The organism is Streptomyces sp. NPDC059788 (genome assembly GCF_042732265.1).
Lineage (GTDB): Bacteria > Actinomycetota > Actinomycetes > Streptomycetales > Streptomycetaceae > Streptomyces.
Genome location: NZ_JBHWHY010000016.1, coordinates 146,191 through 166,874, shown reverse-complemented (window position 1 = coordinate 166,874; position 20,684 = coordinate 146,191). Strand labels below are relative to the sequence as shown.

Here is a 20,684-nt window from a genome sequence, read left to right as displayed (position 1 = left end):
CGGGCGCGGCGTCACGGTGCGGCGTCGGCCCCCGACGATACCGGTACCGATCCGTCCGCTTCGGGGTGCCCCGGCCGGCCCCCGGCGCGGTCCTCCGGATGGCCCGACCGGCCCTTGAGCAGGTCCCGTTCGATCTCCTCCAGGCTGCGGCCCTTGGTCTCCGGCAGCAGCTTCCGTACGAAGACGAAGGCGGCGAACGTGGTCACGGCGAAGAACAGGAAGTTGACGCCCGCTCCCCAGGCGCGCAGCAGCGTCGGGAAGACCAGCGAGACGACCATGTTGAACAGCCAGTTGAACATGACGCACAGGCTCACCGCGGCGGCCCGGATGCGCATCGGGAACAGCTCCGGCAGCATCACCCACTGCACCGGCCCCCAGGACATGGCGAAGGACGCGATGTACAGGGCGATGCCGAAGAGGGTCAGGACGGACAGCGCCGCGCCGTATCCGAGGCCGGACAGGTTGGTGGCGGCCAGGACGAGCATGGCCGTGCACATGCCGAGCGCGCCGTACAAGAGCAGCGGTTTGCGTCCCCTGCGGTCGATGAGCCGCATGGCGGGCAGCGTCATCAGCATGTTCAGCAGCCCTATGCCGACGTTGGCGAGGATCGCGCCGTCGGAGCCGAAGCCGATGTCGGTGAGCAGCGTCGGCGCGTAGTAGATGATCGTGTTGATGCCGACGAAGTTCTGGAAGAAGACCAGCAGCATCCCGACGAGGAGGACCGGCCGCAGCCGGGGCGCCGTGAGGTCCTTGAGGGTCAGCGAACGGCTCTCGGCCCGTTCGATGCGCTCGGTCTCCTCGATCTCGGCGAGTTCGGCGTCGGCCGCGCCGCCCGTACCGCGCAGCCGCGTCAGCACGTGCCGCGCCTCGTCGTTACGGCCCTTGCCGACCAGCCAGCGGGGGCTCTCCGGCTGGGTGATGATGCCGAGCGCCAGGACCGCGGCGGGCACCACGCCCAGGCCGATCATCCAGCGCCACGCCTCGGCGCCGGCGAGCAGGTAGTCGGTGACGTACGCGAGGAAGATCCCGACCGTGACCAGCAGCTGCATCAGCGAGGTCAGGCCGCCGCGCAGGTGCTTGGGGGCCAGTTCGGTCAGGTACAGCGGTACGACGACGGAGGCGATGCCCACGCCGGTGCCGATCACGAAGCGGAAGGCGATCAGCGTCCAGGGGGTGGTGGCCAGGGCGGCGCCGAGGGTGCCGAGGATGAAGACGGCGGAGGCGGCGAGGATCAGCCGGCGCCGGCCCCAGGAGTCGGACAGCCGGCCGGACAGGCCCGCGCCGAGCATCGCGCCGACCAGCAGGCCGGAGACGACCATGCCCTCCAGGAGCGGGGTGAGCGCGATGTCGTTCTTGATGAAGAGCATGGCGCCGGAGATGACGCCGGTGTCATAGCCCCACAGGATGCCGCCGAGGGCGCCGAAGACCCAGATCAGGGCGTTCTTGATGCGTGCGGGCACGGCCCGTCACCCCTTTCGCGCGGACTGCGGGCCCTGGGGCGCGAGGTGGATCTTGCGGCCGGTGCCGGCCCGGAAGCGGGCCACCGCCTCGTCGAAGTCCTCCAGTCCGTACACGTCGCTGACCAGCGGATCGAGGTCGAGCCCGGCTTCCAGTACGTCGATGGCGGGCTGGAAGCTGTTGTGCACGGCCATCGAGCCGATGATGTCGATCTCGTGGTGGTAGACGAGGTACGGAGAGAACTTCGCGGAGCGGGCCGGGTCGGTGACACCGAACTGCAGGAACGTACCGCCCTTGCGGACCCGGCCGAGACCGTCCTCGATGGCCGGAACGGCACCGGTGGCGTCGACGACCACCTCGAAGCCGGGCGCGCGGCCGAGCCGGCCGGCGTCGGTGACGGCGGCGTCCAGGCCGAAGCTCTCGGCGAAGGCGAGCCGCTCCTTGTTGAGGTCCACGACGGACACGGAGGCGGCGCCCGCGGTGCGGACCAGCGCGGCCATCATCAGGCCCATCGTGCCGGCGCCGTAGATGAGGTAGTGCTCGCCGGGGCGGCGAGGCAGCCGGTTCAGGCCGTGCACCGCGCAGGACAGCGGCTCGATCAGGCCCGCGGCGGCCTCGGAGAAGGACTCCGGGACGAGGTGGCAGCAGCGTGCGGGGACGGCGACCAGCTCGGCGAAGCCGCCGGCCTGGGTGACGCCGACGGCACGGTAGTCCTCGCAGAGGTTGGCGCGGCCGATGCGGCAGTAGTGGCAGGCGCCGCACGGCAGGTTCGGGTTCACCGCGACGCGGTCGCCGACGGCCGGGACGGTGACGCCCTCGCCCACGGCCACGACCTCGCCGGTCAGCTCGTGCCCGGGGACCAGCGGGTAGCGCACGGCGGGCAGTTCACCGCCGAGGATGTGCATGTCGGTCCCGCACAGTCCGCAGGAGGAGACGCGGACGACGACCTCCGCGGGTGCCGGCCGGGGATCGGGGACTTCCGTCAGGGCGGTTCGGCCCGGCTCGGTGACCACGACAGCGCGCATCGGCGCCTCCTCACGTCTTCGTGCGGTGTTGCGGGTGTTACGGATGGGGCGGCGTGAACGTAACCCGGGGGTAAACGTTTGCGCAAGCGTTTACGTCTAGGCTGTGATGGACTACGTTCCGGCAGCCGGACCTCCTTGCCGGCGAAGACAGGGCGACGGACTCGGGGAGACGGACCGGATGACGACGATGGTCGATGTGGCGCGGCAGGCCGGGGTTTCCGTGGCCACCGTCTCGCACGTGCTCAACGAGACCCGGCCGGTACGCCCCGACACGCGCGCCGCCGTCCTGAAAGCCATCGACGAGCTGGGCTACACCCACAACACGCTGGCCCGCTCCCTGGTCACCTCGCGCACCCGCTCCATAGGCCTCGCGGTGTCCGCGATCAGCAACCCGTACTTCACCGAGATCCTCCAGGGCGTCGAGGCCGGCGCCCTGGAGGCCGGCTACAGCCTGCTGCTCGCCGACCCGCACGACGACCCGCAGCACGAGCAGAAGGTCGTCCGGCTGCTGCACGAGCGCCGGGTGGACGGCATGATCCTCGCGCCGTCGGCCGAACCCGCCGGCATGGTCGACTACCTCACCCGGCGCCAGGTCCCGGCCGTCTTCCTCGACCGGCTCGTCGGCGACACGTACGACCAGGTCTGCGCCGAGAACACCACCCCCGTACGCCAACTCGTCGAGCACCTCGCCGACCTGGGCCACACCCGCATCGGGCTGGTCGCCGGACTGCCCGGACTGAGCACCACCACCGAGCGCGTCCAGGGCTACCGCGAGGGCCTGCGCGCCCGCGGCCTGCCGTTCGCCCCCGAACTGCTGGCGGGCGGCAACTCCGAGGCGGAGGGCGCCCAGGACGCCACCCGGCACCTGCTCGCCGCCCCCGAACCGCCCACCGCGATCATCACCGCCAACAACGCGATGACCATCGGCACCCTGCGCGCCCTGCGCGACCTGGGCCTGGACGTCCCCCGCGACATCGCCCTGGCCTGCTTCGACGACTTCTCCTGGGCCGACCTCTTCGCCCCGCGCCTGACGGCGATCTCCCAGCCCAGCAAGGAGATCGGGGCCACCGCGGTCCGGCTGCTCCTGGAGCGGCTGGAGGACCCGGACCGCCCGCCGCGCACCCTCCGGCTGCCCTGCACCTATGTGCACCGCGACTCCTGCGGCTGCACCGGCGCCGGACGCTGACCCGCCCGCCTCCCCTCCCCCAGAAAGGCCAGGACTCACGTGATCGTCGTCGCCGGCGAGGCCCTGATCGACCTCGTGCCCAGCTCGCAATCGCCGTCCGGGGACGGTCCGTTGCCCGCGCTGCTGCCGCGCCGGGGCGGCGGCCCGTACAACACCGCCCTCGCCCTGGGGCGGCTGGGCTCGCCGGCCGCGTTCTGCTCGCGCGTGTCCACCGACACGTTCGGGGAGGAACTGCTGCGCGGCCTGCGGGCGGACGGCGTGGACGTCTCGCTCGTCCAGCGCGGCACGGAGCCCACCACCCTGGCCGTCGCGGACATCAGCCCGGACGGCTCGGCCGGGTACGGCTTCTACGCCGACGGCACCGCCGACCGGCTGTTCACCCTGCCGGCCGAACTGCCCGCCGGGGCTCGGGCGGTGTCGTTCGGCACCTGCTCGCTGGTCCTGGAGCCGGGTGCGAGCGCGTACGAGGCCCTGATGCGCCGCTGCGCGCAGCGCGGGATCTTCACGGCGCTCGACCCCAACATCCGCGCCGGGCTGATCGCGGACGCGGACGCCTACCGCGCCCGCTTCCGCTCCTGGCTGCCGCACGTCACGCTGCTGAAGCTCTCCGAGGAGGACGCCGACTGGCTGGCCGGCACCCAGGGCACCGCGGCCGCGGTGAAGGACTGGCTGACGGCCGGACCGGCGGCGGTCGTGCTGACGCGCGGCGGCGACGGGCTGTCCGTGCTGACGCCGGGCGGGGACGAGATCGCGGTGCCCGGCGAGCGGGTCGAGGTCGCCGACACGATCGGCGCGGGCGACACGGTCAACGCGGCGCTGCTGCACCGCCTCGACGCGCACGGCGCCCTGTCGCCCGACGCGCTCGCCGCCCTCTCCCCCGGGGCCTGGCACGACATCCTCGCCTTCGCGGCCCGCGCGGCCGCGCTGACCTGCTCGCGGCCCGGCGCGGAGCCGCCGTACGCGACGGAGCTGGTGGGGCCGGAGTGACGGCGCGCTGAGGGGGCGGGGCGGGGCGCGCTGGCGCGAACGGGGGCGGGCCGCACGCGGACGGGGGGCGGGCCGCGCGCGAATAGGGGCGGACCCGCGCAGCACGCCGAACGGGGAGCGGGCCGTGCGGCACGCGAACGAGGGCCCGGCCCGCGGCACGCGAACGGGCCGTCACCCACTCCTGCGAGTGGATGACGGCCCGTTCTGCGGCGGAGACGGCCGTCGGGCCCGGCGCGGCGGGGCCGACGGCCGTGCCCCTCAGCCCTGGCGGGCCCGGGTCGCCTTCTTGGCAGCCGTCTTCTTGACGGCCGTCTTCGCCGTCTTCTTGGCGGCCGCGGGCTTGGCGGCCGTCTTCTTGGCCGTCGCCTTCGTCGCGGACGCCTTCGTGGCCGTCTTCGCGGAGACGGTCTTCTTGGCCGGGGCCTTCGCCGCGGCGACGGTCTTCCTCGCCGCGCGCTTCTTCGCCCCGCCGGCCGTGGCCGGCCCCGCGTCGCTGACCCGGTCGCCCAGGATGTCGCGCAGGAACTTGCCGGTGTGGCTGGCGGGGACCGCCGCGACCTCCTCCGGCGTGCCCTCGGCGACGACGAGCCCGCCGCCGTTGCCGCCCTCGGGGCCCATGTCCACGATCCAGTCCGCGGTCTTGATCACGTCGAGGTTGTGCTCGATGACGATGACCGAGTTGCCCTTGTCGACCAGGCCGGACAGCACCTTGATCAGCTTGCTGATGTCGTCGAAGTGCAGACCGGTGGTCGGCTCGTCGAGGACGTAGACCGTCCGGCCGGTGGAGCGCTTCTGCAGCTCGGAGGCGAGCTTGACGCGCTGCGCCTCGCCGCCGGACAGCGTCGGCGCGGACTGCCCGAGCCGGACGTAGCCCAGGCCCACCTCGTGGAGGGTCTTCAGGTGCCGGGCGATGGCCGGTACGGCCTCGAAGAAGTTCAGCGCCTCCTCGATCGGCATGTCCAGCACCTCGGCGATGGACTTGCCCTTGTAGTGGACCTCCAGGGTCTCCCGGTTGTAGCGCGCGCCGTGGCAGACCTCGCAGGGCACGTACACGTCCGGCAGGAAGTTCATCTCGATCTTGATCGTGCCGTCGCCCGCGCAGTTCTCGCAGCGGCCGCCCTTGACGTTGAAGGAGAAGCGCCCGGGGAGGTAACCGCGGACCTTGGCCTCCATCGTCTCCGCGAACAGCTTGCGGATGTTGTCGAAGACGCCGGTGTACGTCGCGGGGTTGGAGCGCGGCGTACGGCCGATGGGCGACTGGTCGACGTGCACGACCTTGTCCACCAGGTCGTCGCCGGCGACCCGCACATGGCGGCCCGGTACCGACTTGGCGCCGTTCAGCTCGCGCGCCAGGTGGGTGTAGAGGATGTCGTTGACGAGCGTGGACTTGCCGGAGCCGGAGACGCCGGTGACCGCGGTGAGCACGCCGAGCGGGAAGGAGACGGTGATGTCGCGGAGGTTGTTCTCCTTCGCGCCGTGCACCGTCAGCTGCCGCTTCGGGTCGGTGGGCCGCCGCACCTCGGGGGTGACGATGGCCTTGCGGCCGGACAGGTACTGCCCGGTGACCGACTCCTTGTTCGCCAGCAGCTCCTTCATCGGGCCGCTGTGCACGACCTTGCCGCCGTGCTCGCCGGCGCCCGGGCCGATGTCCACGACCCAGTCGGCGACCTTGATCGTGTCCTCGTCGTGCTCGACGACGATGAGCGTGTTGCCCATGTCGCGCAGGCGCACCAGGGTCTCGATGAGGCGGTGGTTGTCGCGCTGGTGCAGGCCGATGGACGGCTCGTCGAGCACGTACAGCACGCCCACCAGGCCGGAGCCGATCTGGGTGGCGAGCCGGATGCGCTGCGCCTCGCCGCCGGAGAGGGTGCCCGCGGCGCGGTTGAGCGAGAGGTAGTCCAGGCCGACGTCGACGAGGAACTTCAGCCGCTCGTTGACCTCCTTGAGGACCCGCTCGGCGATCTTCTTCTCGCGGGCGTCGAGCTTCATCTCGCGCAGGAAGTCGGCGCAGTCGCTGATCGACATGGCCGAGACCTCGGCGATCGAGCGGCCCTTGACCGTGACCGCGAGGACGATCGGCTTGAGCCGGGTGCCCTCACAGGTCGGGCAGGGCACCTCGCGCATGTAGCCCTCGAAGCGCTCGCGGCTGCTGTCGCTCTCCGCCTCCTGGTGGCGCCGCTTGACGAACGGCACGGCGCCCTCGAACGCGGTGGTGTACGAGCGCTCGCGGCCGTAGCGGTTGCGGTAGCGCACGTCGATCTGGGTGCGGTGGCCGTTCAGGACGGCCTTCTTGGCGCGCTGCGGCAGCCCGGCCCAGGGGATGTCCGTACGGAATCCGAGGGCGTCGGCGAGCGCGCCGACCAGCCGGCCGAAGTACTCCTTGGTGTGGCCGTGCGACCAGGGGTGGACGGCGCCCTCGTCGAGGGACTTCTCCTCGTCCGGGATGATCAGGTCCGGGTCGACCTCCATGCGCGTACCGATGCCGGTGCAGTCGGGGCAGGCGCCGAAGGGCGAGTTGAAGGAGAAGGAGCGCGGCTCCAGCTCCTCGAACGACAGGTCGTCGCGCGGGCAGTACAGGTGCTCGGAATACATCCGCTCGCGCTGCGGGTCGTCCTCGTCGAGATCGACGAAGTCGAGGATGACCATGCCGCCGGACAGGCCGAGCGCGGTCTCGACGGAGTCGGTCAGCCGCCGCTTGGCACTGTCCTTGACGGTCAGGCGGTCGACGACCACCTCGATCGTGTGCTTCTCCTGCTTCTTGAGCTTCGGCGGGTCGGAGAGCTGGATCGTCTCCCCGTCGACGCGGGCGCGGCTGTAGCCCTTGGTCTGCAGGTCGGAGAAGAGGTCGACGAACTCGCCCTTGCGCTCGCGCGCGAGCGGGGCCAGCACCTGGAAGCGGCTGCCCTCGGGCAGCTCCAGGACCTTGTCGACGATGGCCTGCGGCGACTGCCGGGCGATCGGGTCGCCGCACTCGGGACAGTGCGGCTTGCCGATACGGGCGAACAGCAGACGGAGGTAGTCGTAGACCTCGGTGATCGTGCCGACCGTGGAGCGCGGGTTGCGCGAGGTCGACTTCTGATCGATCGAGACCGCGGGGGACAGGCCCTCGATGAAGTCCACATCGGGCTTGTCCATCTGCCCGAGGAACTGCCGGGCATAGGAGGAGAGCGACTCGACATAGCGGCGCTGCCCCTCGGCGAAGATCGTGTCGAAGGCGAGCGAGGACTTGCCCGACCCGGAGAGCCCCGTGAAGACGATGAGGGAGTCCCGGGGGAGGTCGAGCGAGACGTTGCGCAGGTTGTGCTCGCGAGCGCCACGGACGATGAGACGGTCGGCCACGCCGGTCGGCACCTTTCTGGAGAGGGGCGGGAGGCCGCGGCTCAGCCGGCGGCCCGTTCGACGAAAGCGGCGGGGCGGCCCGGTCGTCCGGGCGCCGAGCCGGTGGGCACGGAGGCTGAGCGGAGCCCCCGCCCCAGGGTATGGGGGCCGCCGCGGCGATGTCTTATTGATGCCACACACGAGCCTATAGCACGCGCATTCGAATTACGGGGTCTGCCGGAGCGCTTCACCCGAACGTGTAGCCGTTCGGTGTCAACGCGCGGCGGCCCGCCTCTCTTCCTCGCGATCATCGACAGGCCGTATCCCCCTTCACCCACGCCCGTCCGGCGGTCCCGGTTCCCTCCGGCACCGGGGCCGCCGCGGCGGAAATCCGGCATCGGGGCGAAGGTGTCCGAAGTCACGGCCGGGGCGGGCGCTGTTCGAATTTCTGGGGGGTGCCCGGGGGGAGCGGGGAGCGGGGGATGCCGCCGTGGGGCCGGGGGGCGTGCGGTGGCGCGAGGCCGGGGTGGCCGTACGGTGTTCAGGCCCCGGGCGCCGGCGGTCCCGTCCGCACCACCCGTGACAGCACCTCGAACGTGTGCCGCAGCAGCTCCCCCTCTTCCGCGGCGATCTCCTCGACCGGGACGCCCGCGAGCTGCCGCCGGACGACCGTCGCGTACACGGAGCGGTACCCGGCCACGGTCAGCGCCGCGGCCAGCCTCGGCCCGTACGCGTCCGGCCCGGCACCCTCGGCCTCCGCGAACAGTCCGGCGAGCGTGCCCTCGAACTCCTCCAGCGCCTCACGCCCGCGCGCCATCAACGCCGGCGACTCCACCAGCACCCGCCACCAGTAGCCGACCCACTCCCCCACCCCGGCGAGCGGGTGCCGCCGCTCCAGCAGGTCGAGTGCGAGGCCCTGCAGCGCCTCCAGCGGCGAGCACCCCTCGCCCCGCTCCCGTACGGCGCGCGTCACCAGCTCCACGATCTCGGGGACGCGGTCGAGGAAGAGGTCCTCCTTGCGGGGGAAGTAGTTGAAGACCGTCATCGTCGAGACCTCGGCGGCTCGGGCGACCTCGGCGACCGTGACATGGTCGAAACCGCGCTCGACGAACAGCCGGGTCGCTTCGCCGGAGATCCGTTCGCGGGTCCGGATCTTCTTGAGCTCGCGCAGCGAGAGCCCGCCGCCGTCTGCCGCCGTCCGCGGTCCGCCTCGCCGCCCGCTCTTCTCCGCACCGTCAGCCATGACCAAAATTTTAGCCGAGACAAATTTTTAGTTACTACACTTTGCCGCATGGGTACGAAGACGACCGACAGCACGAACCACACGGCCCCCCGCCCGGACGTGGTGATCGCGGGCGCCGGGCCCGTAGGACTGATGCTCGCCTGCGAACTCGCCCTGCGCGGGGTGCGCGTCGTCGTCCTGGAGCGGCTGACCGCACCGGACGAGACGATCAAGGCGGGGGCCATCAACACGCCCAGCGCGGAGGCCTTCTACCGCCGCGGGCTGCTGCCCGCGCTCGCCGAGGTCCAGAAGGAGGCGCTCGGCCGCTTCAGCTCCTTCATGCGGCAGCGGCAGGCGGCCGGGGCCACGTCCTTACGAGCGGCGCCGAAGTTCGCCGGGCACTTCGGGGGCATCATGCTGCCCGCCGAGCTACTGGACACGTCCGACGCCGGCTTCCACGACGCCGGACCGGCCGGTGACGTCGGGCTGGTTCCGCAGCTGGCACTGGAACGGCTGCTCGCCGAGCGCGCCGCCGAACTCGGCGTCCTGGTGCGCCGCGGAGTGGAACTGACCGGCTTCGATGCGGCGGACGACGGCGTGACGGTGCACCTGCGCCCGGTCGCGGGGGCCGACGACGCGGGCACACGCCAAGACGGCCACACGGATGGAGAGGCGGGCGGGGAGACCGGCGGAGAGACACTCCGGGCCGACTGGCTGGTCGGCTGCGACGGCGGTCGCAGTACGGCCCGTCGGCTCGCGGGGTTCCCTTTCCCCGGCACCGCCCCGGAGATCACCGGCCACCAGGCGATGGTGGAGCTGACCGGGTCCGAGAAGCTCGGCGTGGGCTGGAACGAGACCGCGACCGGGATCTACGCCCACGGCCCGGTGCCCGGCCGCATCCTCACCGTCGAGTTCGACGGCCCGCCCGCGGACCGCGACGCCCCCATCACCCTGGAGGAGTTGCAGACCAGCCTGCGCAGGACCTCGGGGACCGACGTCACGATCACCAAGGTGCTCACCGCCACCCGCTTCACCGACAACGCCCGCCAGGTCCCCGACTACCGCTCCGGGCGCGTCCTGCTGGCCGGCGACGCGGCGCACGTGCACTCGCCGTTCGGCGGCCAGGGACTGAACCTGGGCGTCGGGGACGCGATGAACCTGGGCTGGAAGCTGGCCGCGACGATCCACGGCCACGCCCCGGAAGGGCTGCTGGACACCTACACCGCCGAGCGGCACCCGATCGGCGCGTGGGTGCTGGAGTGGACCCGCGCCCAGATCGCGATGATGCGGCCGGAGCCGCACGCCCGCGCGCTGCGCGAGGTGGTCCGCGACCTGATCGGCACCGTCACCGGCACCACCTACTTCGTCAAGAAGATCTCCGGCGTGTGGCAGGGCTACGACCTGCCCGGCGACCACCCGCTGACCGGCCGCAGCGCCCCCGACCTGGAACTGGCCGACGGCGACAGGCTCGCCGCCCGCCTGGAGGACGGGCGGGGGCTGCTGCTCGTCCTCACCGAAGAACCGGAACTGGCCGCGCGGGCCGCGGAGTACGCCACCGGGTACGAGGGGCGGCTGCGCGTGGTGACGGCCCGCTGCCCGGACCGGCCGGAGCTGGCCGGGCTGCTGGTACGGCCGGACGGGATCACGGCCTGGGCCGCCGACGCGGAGGCCGGCCGAGGTGGGGAGGCGGCGGCTTCCGGTGCCGGGGCGACAGAGGATGCGGCTTCCGGTGCCGGAGGCACAGAGGGCGCGGCTTCCGGTGCCGGAGGCACAGAGGGCGCGGCTTCCGGCGCCGGGGGTGGGGTGGCCGGTACTGCCGGCGGGATGGCCGGGACGATGACCGCGTCCCGTACGGCCGGGGCGGACACCGCCACCCGTACGGAAGACGGACTCGGCGCCCTGGACGACGCGCTGCGGCGGTGGTTCGGGGCGCCTGACGAGATGGCGGGGTGAGCGGAGGGGTGGTGAGGTGAGCGGAGGGACGGCGGGGAGGTCCCCCGGGGGCGGTGGGGGCCTGCTGTCGCTCCCCCGCTCCGTGCCGGGCAGGCCGGACACGCCTGGCACGCCTGGCACGCCGCCCGCGTACGCCCGGATCTGTGCAGGCCGACTCCCACGAAAGGCACCGCGGCGCTAGCTTCGGACCATGACCGACAACGTGCCCGACCCCGCGCCGGGTTTCGCGCAAGACGCCGTCTTTGTCCGCGAAGCAACCGATCGACTGCTTGTCTCCGTGAGCAAGTTGGACGACGAGGCGGTAGGAGAACCGTCTCTGCTGCCCGACTGGACCCGCGGCCATCTGCTGGCCCACGTGGCACGCAACGCCGATGCCCTGGTCAACCTGCTGACCTGGGCGCGTACCGGCGTCCGCACCCCCATGTACGCGAGTGCCGAGGCCCGCGCGGCCGACATCGCCGACGGCGCCGACCGGCCGCTCGCGGTGCACCTGGACGACCTGCGCTCCAGCGCCGACCGCTTCGACGCGGCAGCGGCGGCGCTGCCGCCCGACCGCCACCAGTACGAGCTGGAGATGCGCAACGGCGTGACGGAACGCGCCGCCCGGCTGCTGTTCCGCCGGCTGACCGAGGTCGAGCTGCACCGTGTCGACCTGGGCGTCGGCTACGGCATCGAGCAGTTGCCGACCTCTTTCGTCGACGCCGAACTGGACTTCCTGACGGGCAAGAAGTTCGCGGGGCACGTCGACGTACCGGCCATCGAACTGCGCACCCCCGACGGGCGGCGGTGGCGCACCGGCCGTACGGAGCACACGGGCGCGGTCACGGAGGACGTCGGGGACGCCCCGCACCTGGTGGTGTCCGGGGCACCGACCGAACTGGTCGGCTGGCTCACCGGCCGGGGCAAAGGCACCCGACTCGACACCCGGGGCGGCCCTCTTCCGGCCGTCCCCCCGCTTTAGGGTGGTCCCATGAGCTACACGGGAGCAGTGAAGGTCGGCGGACCGGCCGACGTGCACGAGTTGGCCGACCTGATGATCTCCAAGGTCGCGGTCGGCCCGATGGACAACAACGCCTACCTGCTGCGCTGCCGCGCGACCGGCGAACAGCTGCTGATCGACGCCGCCGCCGAGCCGCACACCCTCCTCAACCTGATCGGCGACAGCGGCATCGCCTCCGTGGTGACCACCCATCAGCACGGGGACCACTGGGGCGCGCTGCGCGAGATCACCGACGCGACGGGCGCCCGTACGTACGCGGGCCGGTACGACACCGAGGGCATCCCCGTACCGACCGACGTGCCCGTCGAGGACGGCGACACCATCACCGTCGGCCGGGTCGAGCTGACCGCCCGCCACCTGGCGGGCCACACGCCGGGCAGCATCGCCCTGGTCTACGACGACCCGCACGGGCACCCGCACGTCTTCACCGGCGACTGCCTCTTCCCGGGCGGCATCGGGAACACGTGGGACGATCCGGAGCGGTTCACCAGCCTCCTGGACGACGTGTCGGCCAAGCTCTTCGACCGGCTGCCCGACGAGACCTGGGTCTACCCGGGGCACGGCTCGGACACCACGCTCGGCGCGGAGCGCCCGCACCTCGCCGAGTGGCGCGAACGCGGCTGGTGACGACGAGGACGGGCGGTCCGATCGGAGCGGAGGGCCCCGGCCGGGTGAGCGCCCCGGCCGGAGTGGGCGGTCCGGCCGGGGCGGGCGGCCGTCAGCAGTTCACGTAGGACCGGCGCGCGTTGTTGTAGCTGCAGCTGTCGACGCGCGCGCCGGATGGCTTCTTGAGGGTCGCGGTGTCCTTGGTGTTGTTCCACACGTAGGCACGGCGGTTCTGGTAGCGGTGGGCCGCGGTGTCGCGCCCCCGGCCGGTGTGCACGGTCACGGTCTTCCCCGCGCCCAGGCTGTACGTACCGAAGGTGTACGTGTGGCGGGAGGTGTCGGTGAGCTTCCAGCCCTTGAGGCTGACGCTGCGCGAGGTGGAGTTCTTGATCTGCACCCACTCGGCGTTCAGGCTGGCGTTGGAGCGGTTGTCGCTGCCGGGGCTGTTGTAGTAGATCTTCGTCAGGTGTACGGACCCGGCCGCGGACGCGGGTGCCGCCATGACGAGCCCCCCGGCCGCCGTGGCTATCGCGAGTGCCGCGGCGGCGGCCGCCTTGCTGTGATGACGCATGGTCCCCCCTCGGGACGGTGCGCGCCGGGACGGACACGGACGTGCCCGGTGGGTCGGACTTGGACCCGTGGGACATGGCCCCGTGGGACGTGGGTCGTCGGCCTCGGTCCGGTCCGGAGGATGTCGATCTCTGACCGGTTCGTAGGACATCGGTCTCGGTCCGGTTCGGTTCAGTCTGGTTCGGTCCGGTTCGGTCCGGGCGCGCGGGAATTGTTGCGTGCACTGTAAGGGCACGGCGAAGCTCGCGGAACACAAGTGACGAACGCATATGCCCTACGCCGACGGGAGAGGCCCCGCGGTGTGCCCGCGGGGCCTCTCCTCACACGCCGTGGCGCGTCCGCCGCCCGTCCGTACGGTCTTCGGGCGTCTACCGCGTCTTCATGGCGTCTTTGGCATCTTCCCCGGCCCCGGCAGCCGCCTCCTCCGCTCGGGCCTGCTTCTTCGAGGCCCGCAGGCTCGTGATCGTCGTGACGACGAGGACGGCGCAGATGACGCCGAGCGAGACCGGGATGCTGATCTCCGGGACGCTCACGCCCGACTCGTGCAGGGCGTGCAGCACCAGCTTCACGCCGATGAACCCGAGGATGACCGACAGGCCGTACGAGAGGTGCACCAGCTTCTTCAGCAGGCCGCCGATGAGGAAGTACAGCTGCCGCAGACCCATCAGGGCGAAGGCGTTGGCGGTGAAGACGATGTACGGGTCCTGGGTGAGGCCGAAGATCGCGGGGATCGAGTCCAGCGCGAACAGCACGTCGGTGGTGCCGATCGCCAGCATCACGACCAGCATCGGCGTCATCAGGCGCCGGCCGTTCTCGACGATGAACAGCTTGGTGCCGTGGTACCGGTCGGTCGACGGGAACCGCCGCTCGACCAGCTTCAGGAACCGGTTCTCCTCGAACTCCTCGTCCTGCTCCCCGGAGCGCGCCTCCTGGATGAGCTTCCAGGCCGTCCAGATGAGGAACGCGCCGAAGATGTAGAAGATCCACGAGAAGTTGGCGATGATCGCGGCGCCCGCGCCGATGAACCCGGCGCGGAGCACGAGCGCTATCAGCACACCCACCATCAGCACCCGCTGCTGGTAGACGGCCGGCACCGCGAACTTCGCCATGATCAGGACGAATACGAAGAGGTTGTCGACGCTCAGCGACTTCTCGGTGATGAAGCCCGCGAAGAACTCGCCGGCCGGCTGCCCGCCGCCGAAGAGCAGCAGGCCGAGCCCGAAGAGCGCGGCGAGGGCGATCCAGACGGCGGTCCAGACGCCGGCCTCCTTGACGGAGACCTCGTGCGGTTTGCGACCGCCGATGAAGAAATCGGCGGCGATCAGGGCGCACAGACCGACGATGGTCAGCACCCACAGGGTCAGGGAAACGTCCACTGCTCCTCCGGCAGAGTCGTACGGCACTAACAGCGTCGTCGCTGCCGGAGGTCTCTTCCACCCGAGAGCGCCGATGCCGCGCTCCCCGAGATGGGCCGACGCCCCGGGATCTCGTCAGTGGTGCGATCCGTGATGACGGGTACGTCGCGCAGGAATACTCCCCTCCGCACCATGAGAGTAAAGGAAAGGCAATGAATAGTAAAGAGTTAGATAAGTGTGCTGGTCAGAGGCTTGATCTGGAGGATGCTCAACGCTCTTGGATACGGGTTGACCCAAGCGACCGGCGGGCCTCGGCCACGTCGCCCAGGACCTGGCGCAGCACCTGGCTGCCGTCCGGCACACGCGCCGGCTCGTACGTCCAGGCGTGCCCGACCCAGGGGTCGGCGAGGTGGGCGTCCGGCACCGGCGTGATGCGCAGCAGCGAACGCCACAGCGGGTCCAGCACCGGGCCGTACTCCCGCGCCTCCGCCCGGTCCGCGACCATCAGCAGGTGCACACCGACCGACGGGCCCTCGTCCGCCAGGTAGCGGAGCTGGTTGACGGCGCGGTCGTCGAAGCCGTGCGGGAAGTCGTGGACGATCAGCAGCTGCTCGGCGGTGTCCAGGTCGGGCGGCAGTGCCTCCGCCGCCCGGTTGCGGACGGCCATCTGTACGAGGTCCACGCGCCGGGTCAGTTCGCCGAGGACCGCGGTCACGCCCTGCGCTCCGGCGGCCGGGGGCTCGCGCAGGGCGCCCGTCTCCAGCAGCGGTGCCAGCGCGGGCGCCGCCGAGCCGGCCGGGTCGATGACCTGGACGGTCAGTTCGCCGACCGGGTGGGCGGCGAGCAGGCGGGCGGCCAGCGTGACGGCGGTGTCCAGCGCCCGGCGCCGTATCCCGGCCTCGTCGAGCGGCTCGCCGCCGCCCGGTCCGCCGGCCAGGTCCGCCGGCCCGAAGTCGCTCGCGAACGCGTCGTCCGGGGCTCCGGCGCCGCCGAACGCCTCGGGCCGTCCGCTGTCGATCCACAGGCCACGGTCCATCGGCAGCCGCACGAGCATGGGAATGCGCAGGTCAGGGCACTCCGGCAGGCGCAGGTCACCCAGTCGTACCGCTGTCGGGTACTCCTCCGGCGCCCGGTAGCCCTGCCAGACGGGGCTGCTCCAGGAGGCGAGGGCCGGGGGCAGGGCGGGCTCGACGACCTCGGCCTCGGCGGTGAGCTGGGCGAGGTCCCGGTCGAGCACCTCGCGGGCCTGGGCGGCGAGGCGGGCGTGCTTGTCGTGGGCGGCGGCACGCGCGGCGTCCGCGGCGGCCCCGAGTCGGTTACGGGGGTCGGCGTTGACGGCGTCCAGTTCCTTCGCCAGACGGGACTGGGCGAAGTCCATGGCGCTGCGGTAGGCGGCGACCGTCCGCGCCAGGTCCTCGAACATGCTCCAGACCTGGTTGTAGAGCCGCTCCTCCATGGTCCGGCCCGCGGCGTCACCGGCCACCGGGCCGGCCTGCGCGGGGGTGGGCGCGGGGGCGGGGGCGGGCGTCGGCGTCTCTGAAGACTCGGACGGCGCGGGGGCGGCGTCCCGGTGGGGCTGCGGGGTGGAGGTGCGGCGTTTCGGGTGCCGGTAGTCGATGGGGCCGCCGTCGGCGGGGGTGCCGTTGGTGGGGATGCCGTTCGCGGGGACCCCGTTGGTGGGGACCCCGTTGGTGGGGGTGCCGTTGGTGGGGGTGCCGTCGGTGGGGGTGTGCGGCTTCGGCTGGGCGTCGTCCGGTGTCGGGGCCCGCTCGGCTGACGGGGTGGGGCCGGTACCCGCGACATGGCTGCTCGCGGCATGACTGCTTGCCGCGTGACTGTCCGCCGCGTGACGGTCCGCCGCGTGGCTGTTCCCGGCCCCTCGGGCGCTCGTCGCGGTGGGGGCCGGTACGGAGCGCGCGTGGCCGCTGCGTACCGCCTCCTGTATCTCCGCGGCCAGCTCGGCGGCCTGCGGCAGTCCCTGGTCCTGGAGCAGCGCCGCGAGCCCGCCCGCGTACCCCTGCCCCACGGCCCGCACCTTCCAGGCGCCCTGCCTGCGGTACAACTCCACCGCTACGACGGCGGTTTCGGTATCGAGGCCGGTGAGCGTGAAACTGGCGATCTCCGTACCGTCGAGGCCGGTGACGGCGACGAACGGCGCCGCCGCGGCTCCGAAGGCCGCCGGGCCGCCGATGCCGACGGGCAGCGCGAGCAGCACGCCGGCCCGGTGCACGGTGGCGGGCAGGGCGTCCAGATCCACCGCGATCCGGTGCTCGGCGGCTGCCTGCCGGGGCACCTCGACGCCGCCACGGCGCGGCGCGCCCGGGTGGGCGACCGCCTCGACGCCCGTGAGGCTGCCCTGTTCGTCGGCGAGCGTCACCCCCGTGACGACGGGCCCGCCCGCCGCGATCCTGATCTCCAAACGGGTCCGGTCCAGTGGGTGGTTCTGCCCGCGGACAAGCTCGGCCGTCATCGTCGTTCCCCCGAAGTGTCGTGCGCCCCGTGCTCACCGACGGGGCCGGTGCGTGCTTACAGGTACGGCAGTATCGCCGGGACCACGTCCTTGAACGTACGGCCGTTGGACGGTTCGCCGATCGCGGTCATCTGCCAGCCGTTGCCGGAACGGTGCACCTTGCTCATGATCTGCGCGGTGTAGTCGCCGCCACCGGTGAGGGTGTAGCGGGCCAGCTCCTGGCCGGTGGTCTCGTCGACCAGGCGGCAGAACGCGTCCTGCACCTCGGCGAAGGTCTGGCCGGTGAAGGAGTTCACGGTGAAGACGATCTGGTCGATGTGCACCGGCACCCGCGACAGGTCGACGAGGATCGCCTCGTCGTCGCCGCCCTGGCCCGCGCCGCCGACCACGTTGTCGCCGGTGTGCCGCACCGAGCCGTCGTCGCTGACCAGGTGCTGGAAGAAGACGACGTCCATCGGCTGCTTGTCGGCGAACAGCACCGCCGAGGCGTCGAGATCGATCTCCCGGGTGCGGGACCCGAACAGGCCGCGGCGCGGCGCCGAGCGCCAGCCCAGCCCCATCCGCACCGCCGTCAGCGTCCCACCGTCGGACTTCGCCAGGCTGATGCCCTGCCCCTTGGACAAGTTGACCGACACGTGCCGTCCCCTCTCGCTCTGTTCTCCCCGTTGCCGCCTCCCCGACGGCCTGTCACCGACCCTATGCACGCCCTGCCCCCGCCACGTACCCGCCCCGCGCTTTGTGGCGTTCCTGCAACACAGCCACGCCGTGCGCGGTACGGGTCCGTACGGAGTACGGGAAGGCCCCACCTGGCGCGGAACGGCGACGTGCCCCACCACCGCCCACCGACGCATCCCACCCCCACGTATCCGGCCCAACCCCAGCCCGGCCCCGGCCGCCGAGCCCAACCCGCGCAACACCGCCGAGCCCATCACCGCCCCGACACTGCCAAGCCCGTCTCCACCCTGACACCCCCAAGTCCATGCCCGCCAAGCCCAGGACAGCCCATCTCCCCGGCGGTCCATCGCCGCCCCAGCCGGGGCGGCGACACCCGCGTCGGGCCGCCGACTGCCGACGCCTGGCTCCGACGCCCGGCTGCCGACCGCCGACCGTCCACCACCGCTCCGGGCCAGGTCAGCTCACCCCACGCCCGGCCGCCGGCCGCCGGCACCCGGCCGCCAACGCCCCGGCGCCGGCCACCGACCATCCGCCGCCCCAGGCCTGGGCAGCTCGCCCCACGGCCCCGCCACCGGCCGCCGACGCCCCCTTGCACCCCTCCCGGGCGCGCGCCTCGCGGGCGCACCTCAGCGCAGTCCGGCCTCCTTCATCTGCCGCAGTTCCTTCTTCAGCTCTCCCACCTCGTCGCGCAGCCGGGCGGCCACCTCGAACTGCAGCTCCGCGGCCGCGGCCCGCATCCGGTCGGTCATCTCCTCGATGAGTTCGGCCAGTTCCGCGGCGGGCCGGTCGGTGGGCGTGGCGCCCTTCGTGCCCTTGCCCTTGGCGGCCTTCCCGCCCAGCGCGGGCACCGGCGCCTTGCCCTTGGCGTCCTTGCCGTCGGCCGCCTTGCGATAGCCCGTGCCCAGCAGCTCCTGGGTGTCGATCTCCTCGCGCGCGAGCGTCGCGACGATGTCGCCGATCTTCTTGCGGAGGGGCTGCGGGTCGATGCCCTTCTCCTTGTTGTACGCGAGCTGCTTCTCCCGGCGGCGGTTGGTCTCGTCGATGGCCCGGCGCATCGCCGGAGTGATCTTGTCCGCGTACATGTGGACCTGGCCCGAGACGTTACGGGCGGCCCGGCCGATGGTCTGGATCAGGGAGGTGCCCGACCGGAGGAAGCCCTCCTTGTCGGCGTCCAGGATCGCCACCAGCGACACCTCGGGCAGGTCGAGGCCCTCCCGCAGCAGGTTGATGCCGACCAGGACGTCGTACTCGCCGGCCCGCAGCTCCCGCAGCAGCTCCACGCGGCGCAGGGTGTCCACGTCGCTGTGCAGGTAGCGGACCTGGATGCCGAGCTCCACGAAGTAGTCCGTGAGGTCCTCGGCCATCTTCTTGGTGAGGGTGGTGACCAGGACGCGTTCGTCCTTCTCCGTACGCGTACGGATCTCGTGCACCAGGTCGTCGATCTGGCCCTCGGTGGACTTGACGATCACCTCGGGGTCGACCAGGCCCGTCGGACGGATGATCTGCTCCACGTAGCCGTCGGAGCGCGAGAGCTCGTACGAGCCGGGCGTCGCGGACAGGTAGACCGTCTGGCCGACGCGCTCCAGGAACTCCTCCCACTTCAGCGGCCGGTTGTCCAGGGCGGACGGCAGCCGGAAGCCGTGCTCGACCAGGGTGCGCTTGCGGGAGGCGTCGCCCTCGTACATCGCGCCGATCTGCGGGACGGTGACGTGCGACTCGTCGATGACCAGGAGGAAGTCGTCCGGGAAGTAGTCCAGGAGGGTGTTGGGCGCGGTGCCGGGGGCGCGGTCGTCCATGTGCATCGAGTAGTTCTCGATGCCGGAGCAGGAGCCGACCTGGCGCATCATCTCGATGTCGTAGGTCGTGCGCATCCGCAGCCGCTGGGCCTCCAGGTGCTTGCCCTGCTTCTCCATCGTCGCGAGGCTCTCGGCGAGCTCCGCCTCGATGCCGGCGATGGCCTTCTCCATGCGCTCGGGGCCCGCGACGTAGTGGCTGGCCGGGAAGACGTAGAGGTGCTCGTCCTCGCTGATGACCTCGCCGGTCAGCGGGTGGAGCGTGGACAGCGCCTCGATCTCGTCGCCGAACATCTCGATGCGGACGGCCAGCTCCTCGTAGACCGGGAAGATCTCGATGGTGTCGCCGCGGACGCGGAAGGTGCCGCGGGTGAAGGCCATGTCGTTACGGGTGTACTGGATGTCGACGAAGCGGCGCAGCAGCTGGTCGCGGTCGATCTCGTCGCCGACCTTGAGCTGCACCATGCGGTCCACGTACTCCTGGGGCGTGCCCAGGCCGTAGATGCAGGAGACCGAGGCGACGACGATCACGTCACGCCGCGTGAGCAGGGAGTTCGTCGCGGAGTGGCGCAGGCGCTCGACCTCCTCGTTGATCGAGGAGTCCTTTTCGATGTAGGTGTCCGACTGCGGGACGTACGCCTCGGGCTGGTAGTAGTCGTAGTACGAGACGAAGTACTCGACGGCGTTGTTGGGCAGGAGCTCGCGGAATTCGTTGGCGAGCTGCGCCGCGAGGGTCTTGTTGGGCGCCATGACGAGGGTGGGGCGCTGCAGCTTCTCGATCATCCACGCGGTGGTCGCGGACTTGCCGGTACCGGTGGCGCCGAGCAGGACGACGTCTTTCTCGCCACCGCTGACGCGCTGCGCCAGCTCGGCGATGGCCGTCGGCTGGTCGCCGTTGGGCTGGTAGGGGCTGACGACCTCGAAGGGCGCCACCGTGCGTTCGATCTTGGAAACGGGCCGCATGGAAACAACGGTACGGCTCCCCACTGACAATCGGCTCGAAAACGCTCCGACCTGCGGTTCTGTAGGCGGTGACGGCGGGGTGCGGCGCCGGGCGGCAGGCCCG

General features: G+C 71.7%; 14 protein-coding genes. 5 read left to right on the top strand and 9 right to left on the bottom strand.

Annotated features, from left to right (window positions below):
* Positions 1-11 precede the first annotated feature (11 nt).
* Positions 12-1,460 (bottom strand): sugar porter family MFS transporter, encoded by a 1,449-nt coding sequence (locus ACFV57_RS16295; RefSeq protein WP_385231544.1) that lies wholly within the window; start codon positions 1,458-1,460, stop codon positions 12-14.
* Between the two features lie 6 nt (positions 1,461-1,466).
* A complete protein-coding gene (locus ACFV57_RS16290; protein WP_385231541.1) occupies positions 1,467-2,483 on the bottom strand; it encodes a zinc-dependent alcohol dehydrogenase family protein in 1,017 nt (338 codons plus the stop codon).
* 178 nt (positions 2,484-2,661) lie between these two features.
* On the opposite strand from ACFV57_RS16290, the gene ACFV57_RS16285 reads away from it, so the two are divergent.
* Positions 2,662-3,669: a LacI family DNA-binding transcriptional regulator gene (locus ACFV57_RS16285; RefSeq protein ID WP_385231538.1), complete on the top strand. Its 1,008-nt coding sequence runs from the start codon at positions 2,662-2,664 to the stop codon at positions 3,667-3,669.
* Positions 3,670-3,708: 39 nt separating this feature from the next.
* The gene (locus tag ACFV57_RS16280) at positions 3,709-4,656 is read left to right on the top strand and encodes a carbohydrate kinase (RefSeq protein ID WP_385231535.1); all 948 of its coding nucleotides are present in this window, start codon (positions 3,709-3,711) and stop codon (positions 4,654-4,656) included.
* Between the two features lie 258 nt (positions 4,657-4,914).
* Here ACFV57_RS16280 and uvrA read toward each other — a convergent pair whose 3' ends face one another.
* Positions 4,915-7,995, bottom strand: coding sequence for an excinuclease ABC subunit UvrA (uvrA, locus tag ACFV57_RS16275; protein ID WP_385231532.1), 3,081 nt, complete (start codon positions 7,993-7,995; stop codon positions 4,915-4,917).
* A 520-nt stretch (positions 7,996-8,515) separates the two neighbouring features.
* Entirely contained in the window at positions 8,516-9,217 is a 702-nt protein-coding gene (locus tag ACFV57_RS16270) for a TetR/AcrR family transcriptional regulator (RefSeq protein WP_385231529.1), read from the bottom strand.
* 48 nt (positions 9,218-9,265) lie between these two features.
* Here ACFV57_RS16270 and ACFV57_RS16265 point away from each other — a divergent pair, with 48 nt between their 5' ends.
* From ACFV57_RS16265 to ACFV57_RS16255, 3 genes are all read left to right on the top strand, one after another.
* On the top strand, positions 9,266-11,149 hold the full coding sequence (locus tag ACFV57_RS16265) for an FAD-dependent oxidoreductase (RefSeq protein ID WP_385231526.1): 1,884 nt from the start codon (positions 9,266-9,268) through the stop codon (positions 11,147-11,149).
* Positions 11,150-11,339: 190 nt separating this feature from the next.
* Complete coding sequence (locus ACFV57_RS16260) at positions 11,340-12,110, top strand: maleylpyruvate isomerase family mycothiol-dependent enzyme (RefSeq protein WP_385231523.1); 771 nt, start codon at positions 11,340-11,342, stop codon at positions 12,108-12,110.
* Between the two features lie 9 nt (positions 12,111-12,119).
* Positions 12,120-12,776, top strand: coding sequence for an MBL fold metallo-hydrolase (locus ACFV57_RS16255; protein ID WP_385231520.1), 657 nt, complete (start codon positions 12,120-12,122; stop codon positions 12,774-12,776).
* A 91-nt stretch (positions 12,777-12,867) separates the two neighbouring features.
* Here the strand turns inward: ACFV57_RS16255 and ACFV57_RS16250 are convergent, their stop codons facing one another.
* The 5 genes from ACFV57_RS16250 to uvrB all read right to left on the bottom strand — a co-directional run bounded on the left by ACFV57_RS16250 (position 12,868) and on the right by uvrB (position 20,581).
* Complete coding sequence (locus tag ACFV57_RS16250; protein ID WP_385231517.1) at positions 12,868-13,326, bottom strand: lamin tail domain-containing protein; 459 nt, start codon at positions 13,324-13,326, stop codon at positions 12,868-12,870.
* Between the two features lie 367 nt (positions 13,327-13,693).
* Positions 13,694-14,701 carry a TerC family protein gene (locus ACFV57_RS16245; RefSeq protein WP_385231514.1) on the bottom strand — a complete coding sequence of 336 codons (1,008 nt, stop codon included), beginning with the start codon at positions 14,699-14,701 and terminating at the stop codon, positions 13,694-13,696.
* A gap of 247 nt (positions 14,702-14,948) precedes the next feature.
* Positions 14,949-17,150 carry a TerD family protein gene (locus tag ACFV57_RS16240; protein WP_385231511.1) on the bottom strand — a complete coding sequence of 734 codons (2,202 nt, stop codon included), beginning with the start codon at positions 17,148-17,150 and terminating at the stop codon, positions 14,949-14,951.
* Between the two features lie 56 nt (positions 17,151-17,206).
* Entirely contained in the window at positions 17,207-17,785 is a 579-nt protein-coding gene (locus ACFV57_RS16235; RefSeq protein ID WP_385231508.1) for a TerD family protein, read from the bottom strand.
* A 666-nt stretch (positions 17,786-18,451) separates the two neighbouring features.
* Positions 18,452-20,581, bottom strand: a complete 2,130-nt coding sequence (uvrB, locus tag ACFV57_RS16230) for an excinuclease ABC subunit UvrB (RefSeq protein ID WP_385231505.1) — start codon at positions 20,579-20,581, stop codon at positions 18,452-18,454.
* Positions 20,582-20,684 lie beyond the last annotated feature (103 nt).

Bases quoted from the DNA above. Each gene is read 5' to 3' on its own strand.
- uvrB (WP_385231505.1), bottom strand. From the start codon at position 20,581: ATGCGGCCCGTTTCCAAGATCGAACGCACGGTGGCGCCCTTCGAGGTC.
- ACFV57_RS16270 (WP_385231529.1), bottom strand. From the start codon at position 9,217: ATGGCTGACGGTGCGGAGAAGAGCGGGCGGCGAGGCGGACCGCGGACG.
- ACFV57_RS16250 (WP_385231517.1), bottom strand. From the start codon at position 13,326: ATGCGTCATCACAGCAAGGCGGCCGCCGCCGCGGCACTCGCGATAGCC.
- ACFV57_RS16265 (WP_385231526.1), top strand. From the start codon at position 9,266: ATGGGTACGAAGACGACCGACAGCACGAACCACACGGCCCCCCGCCCG.
- ACFV57_RS16255 (WP_385231520.1), top strand. From the start codon at position 12,120: ATGAGCTACACGGGAGCAGTGAAGGTCGGCGGACCGGCCGACGTGCAC.
- ACFV57_RS16290 (WP_385231541.1), bottom strand. From the start codon at position 2,483: ATGCGCGCTGTCGTGGTCACCGAGCCGGGCCGAACCGCCCTGACGGAA.
- ACFV57_RS16285 (WP_385231538.1), top strand. From the start codon at position 2,662: ATGACGACGATGGTCGATGTGGCGCGGCAGGCCGGGGTTTCCGTGGCC.
- ACFV57_RS16240 (WP_385231511.1), bottom strand. From the start codon at position 17,150: ATGACGGCCGAGCTTGTCCGCGGGCAGAACCACCCACTGGACCGGACC.
- ACFV57_RS16260 (WP_385231523.1), top strand. From the start codon at position 11,340: ATGACCGACAACGTGCCCGACCCCGCGCCGGGTTTCGCGCAAGACGCC.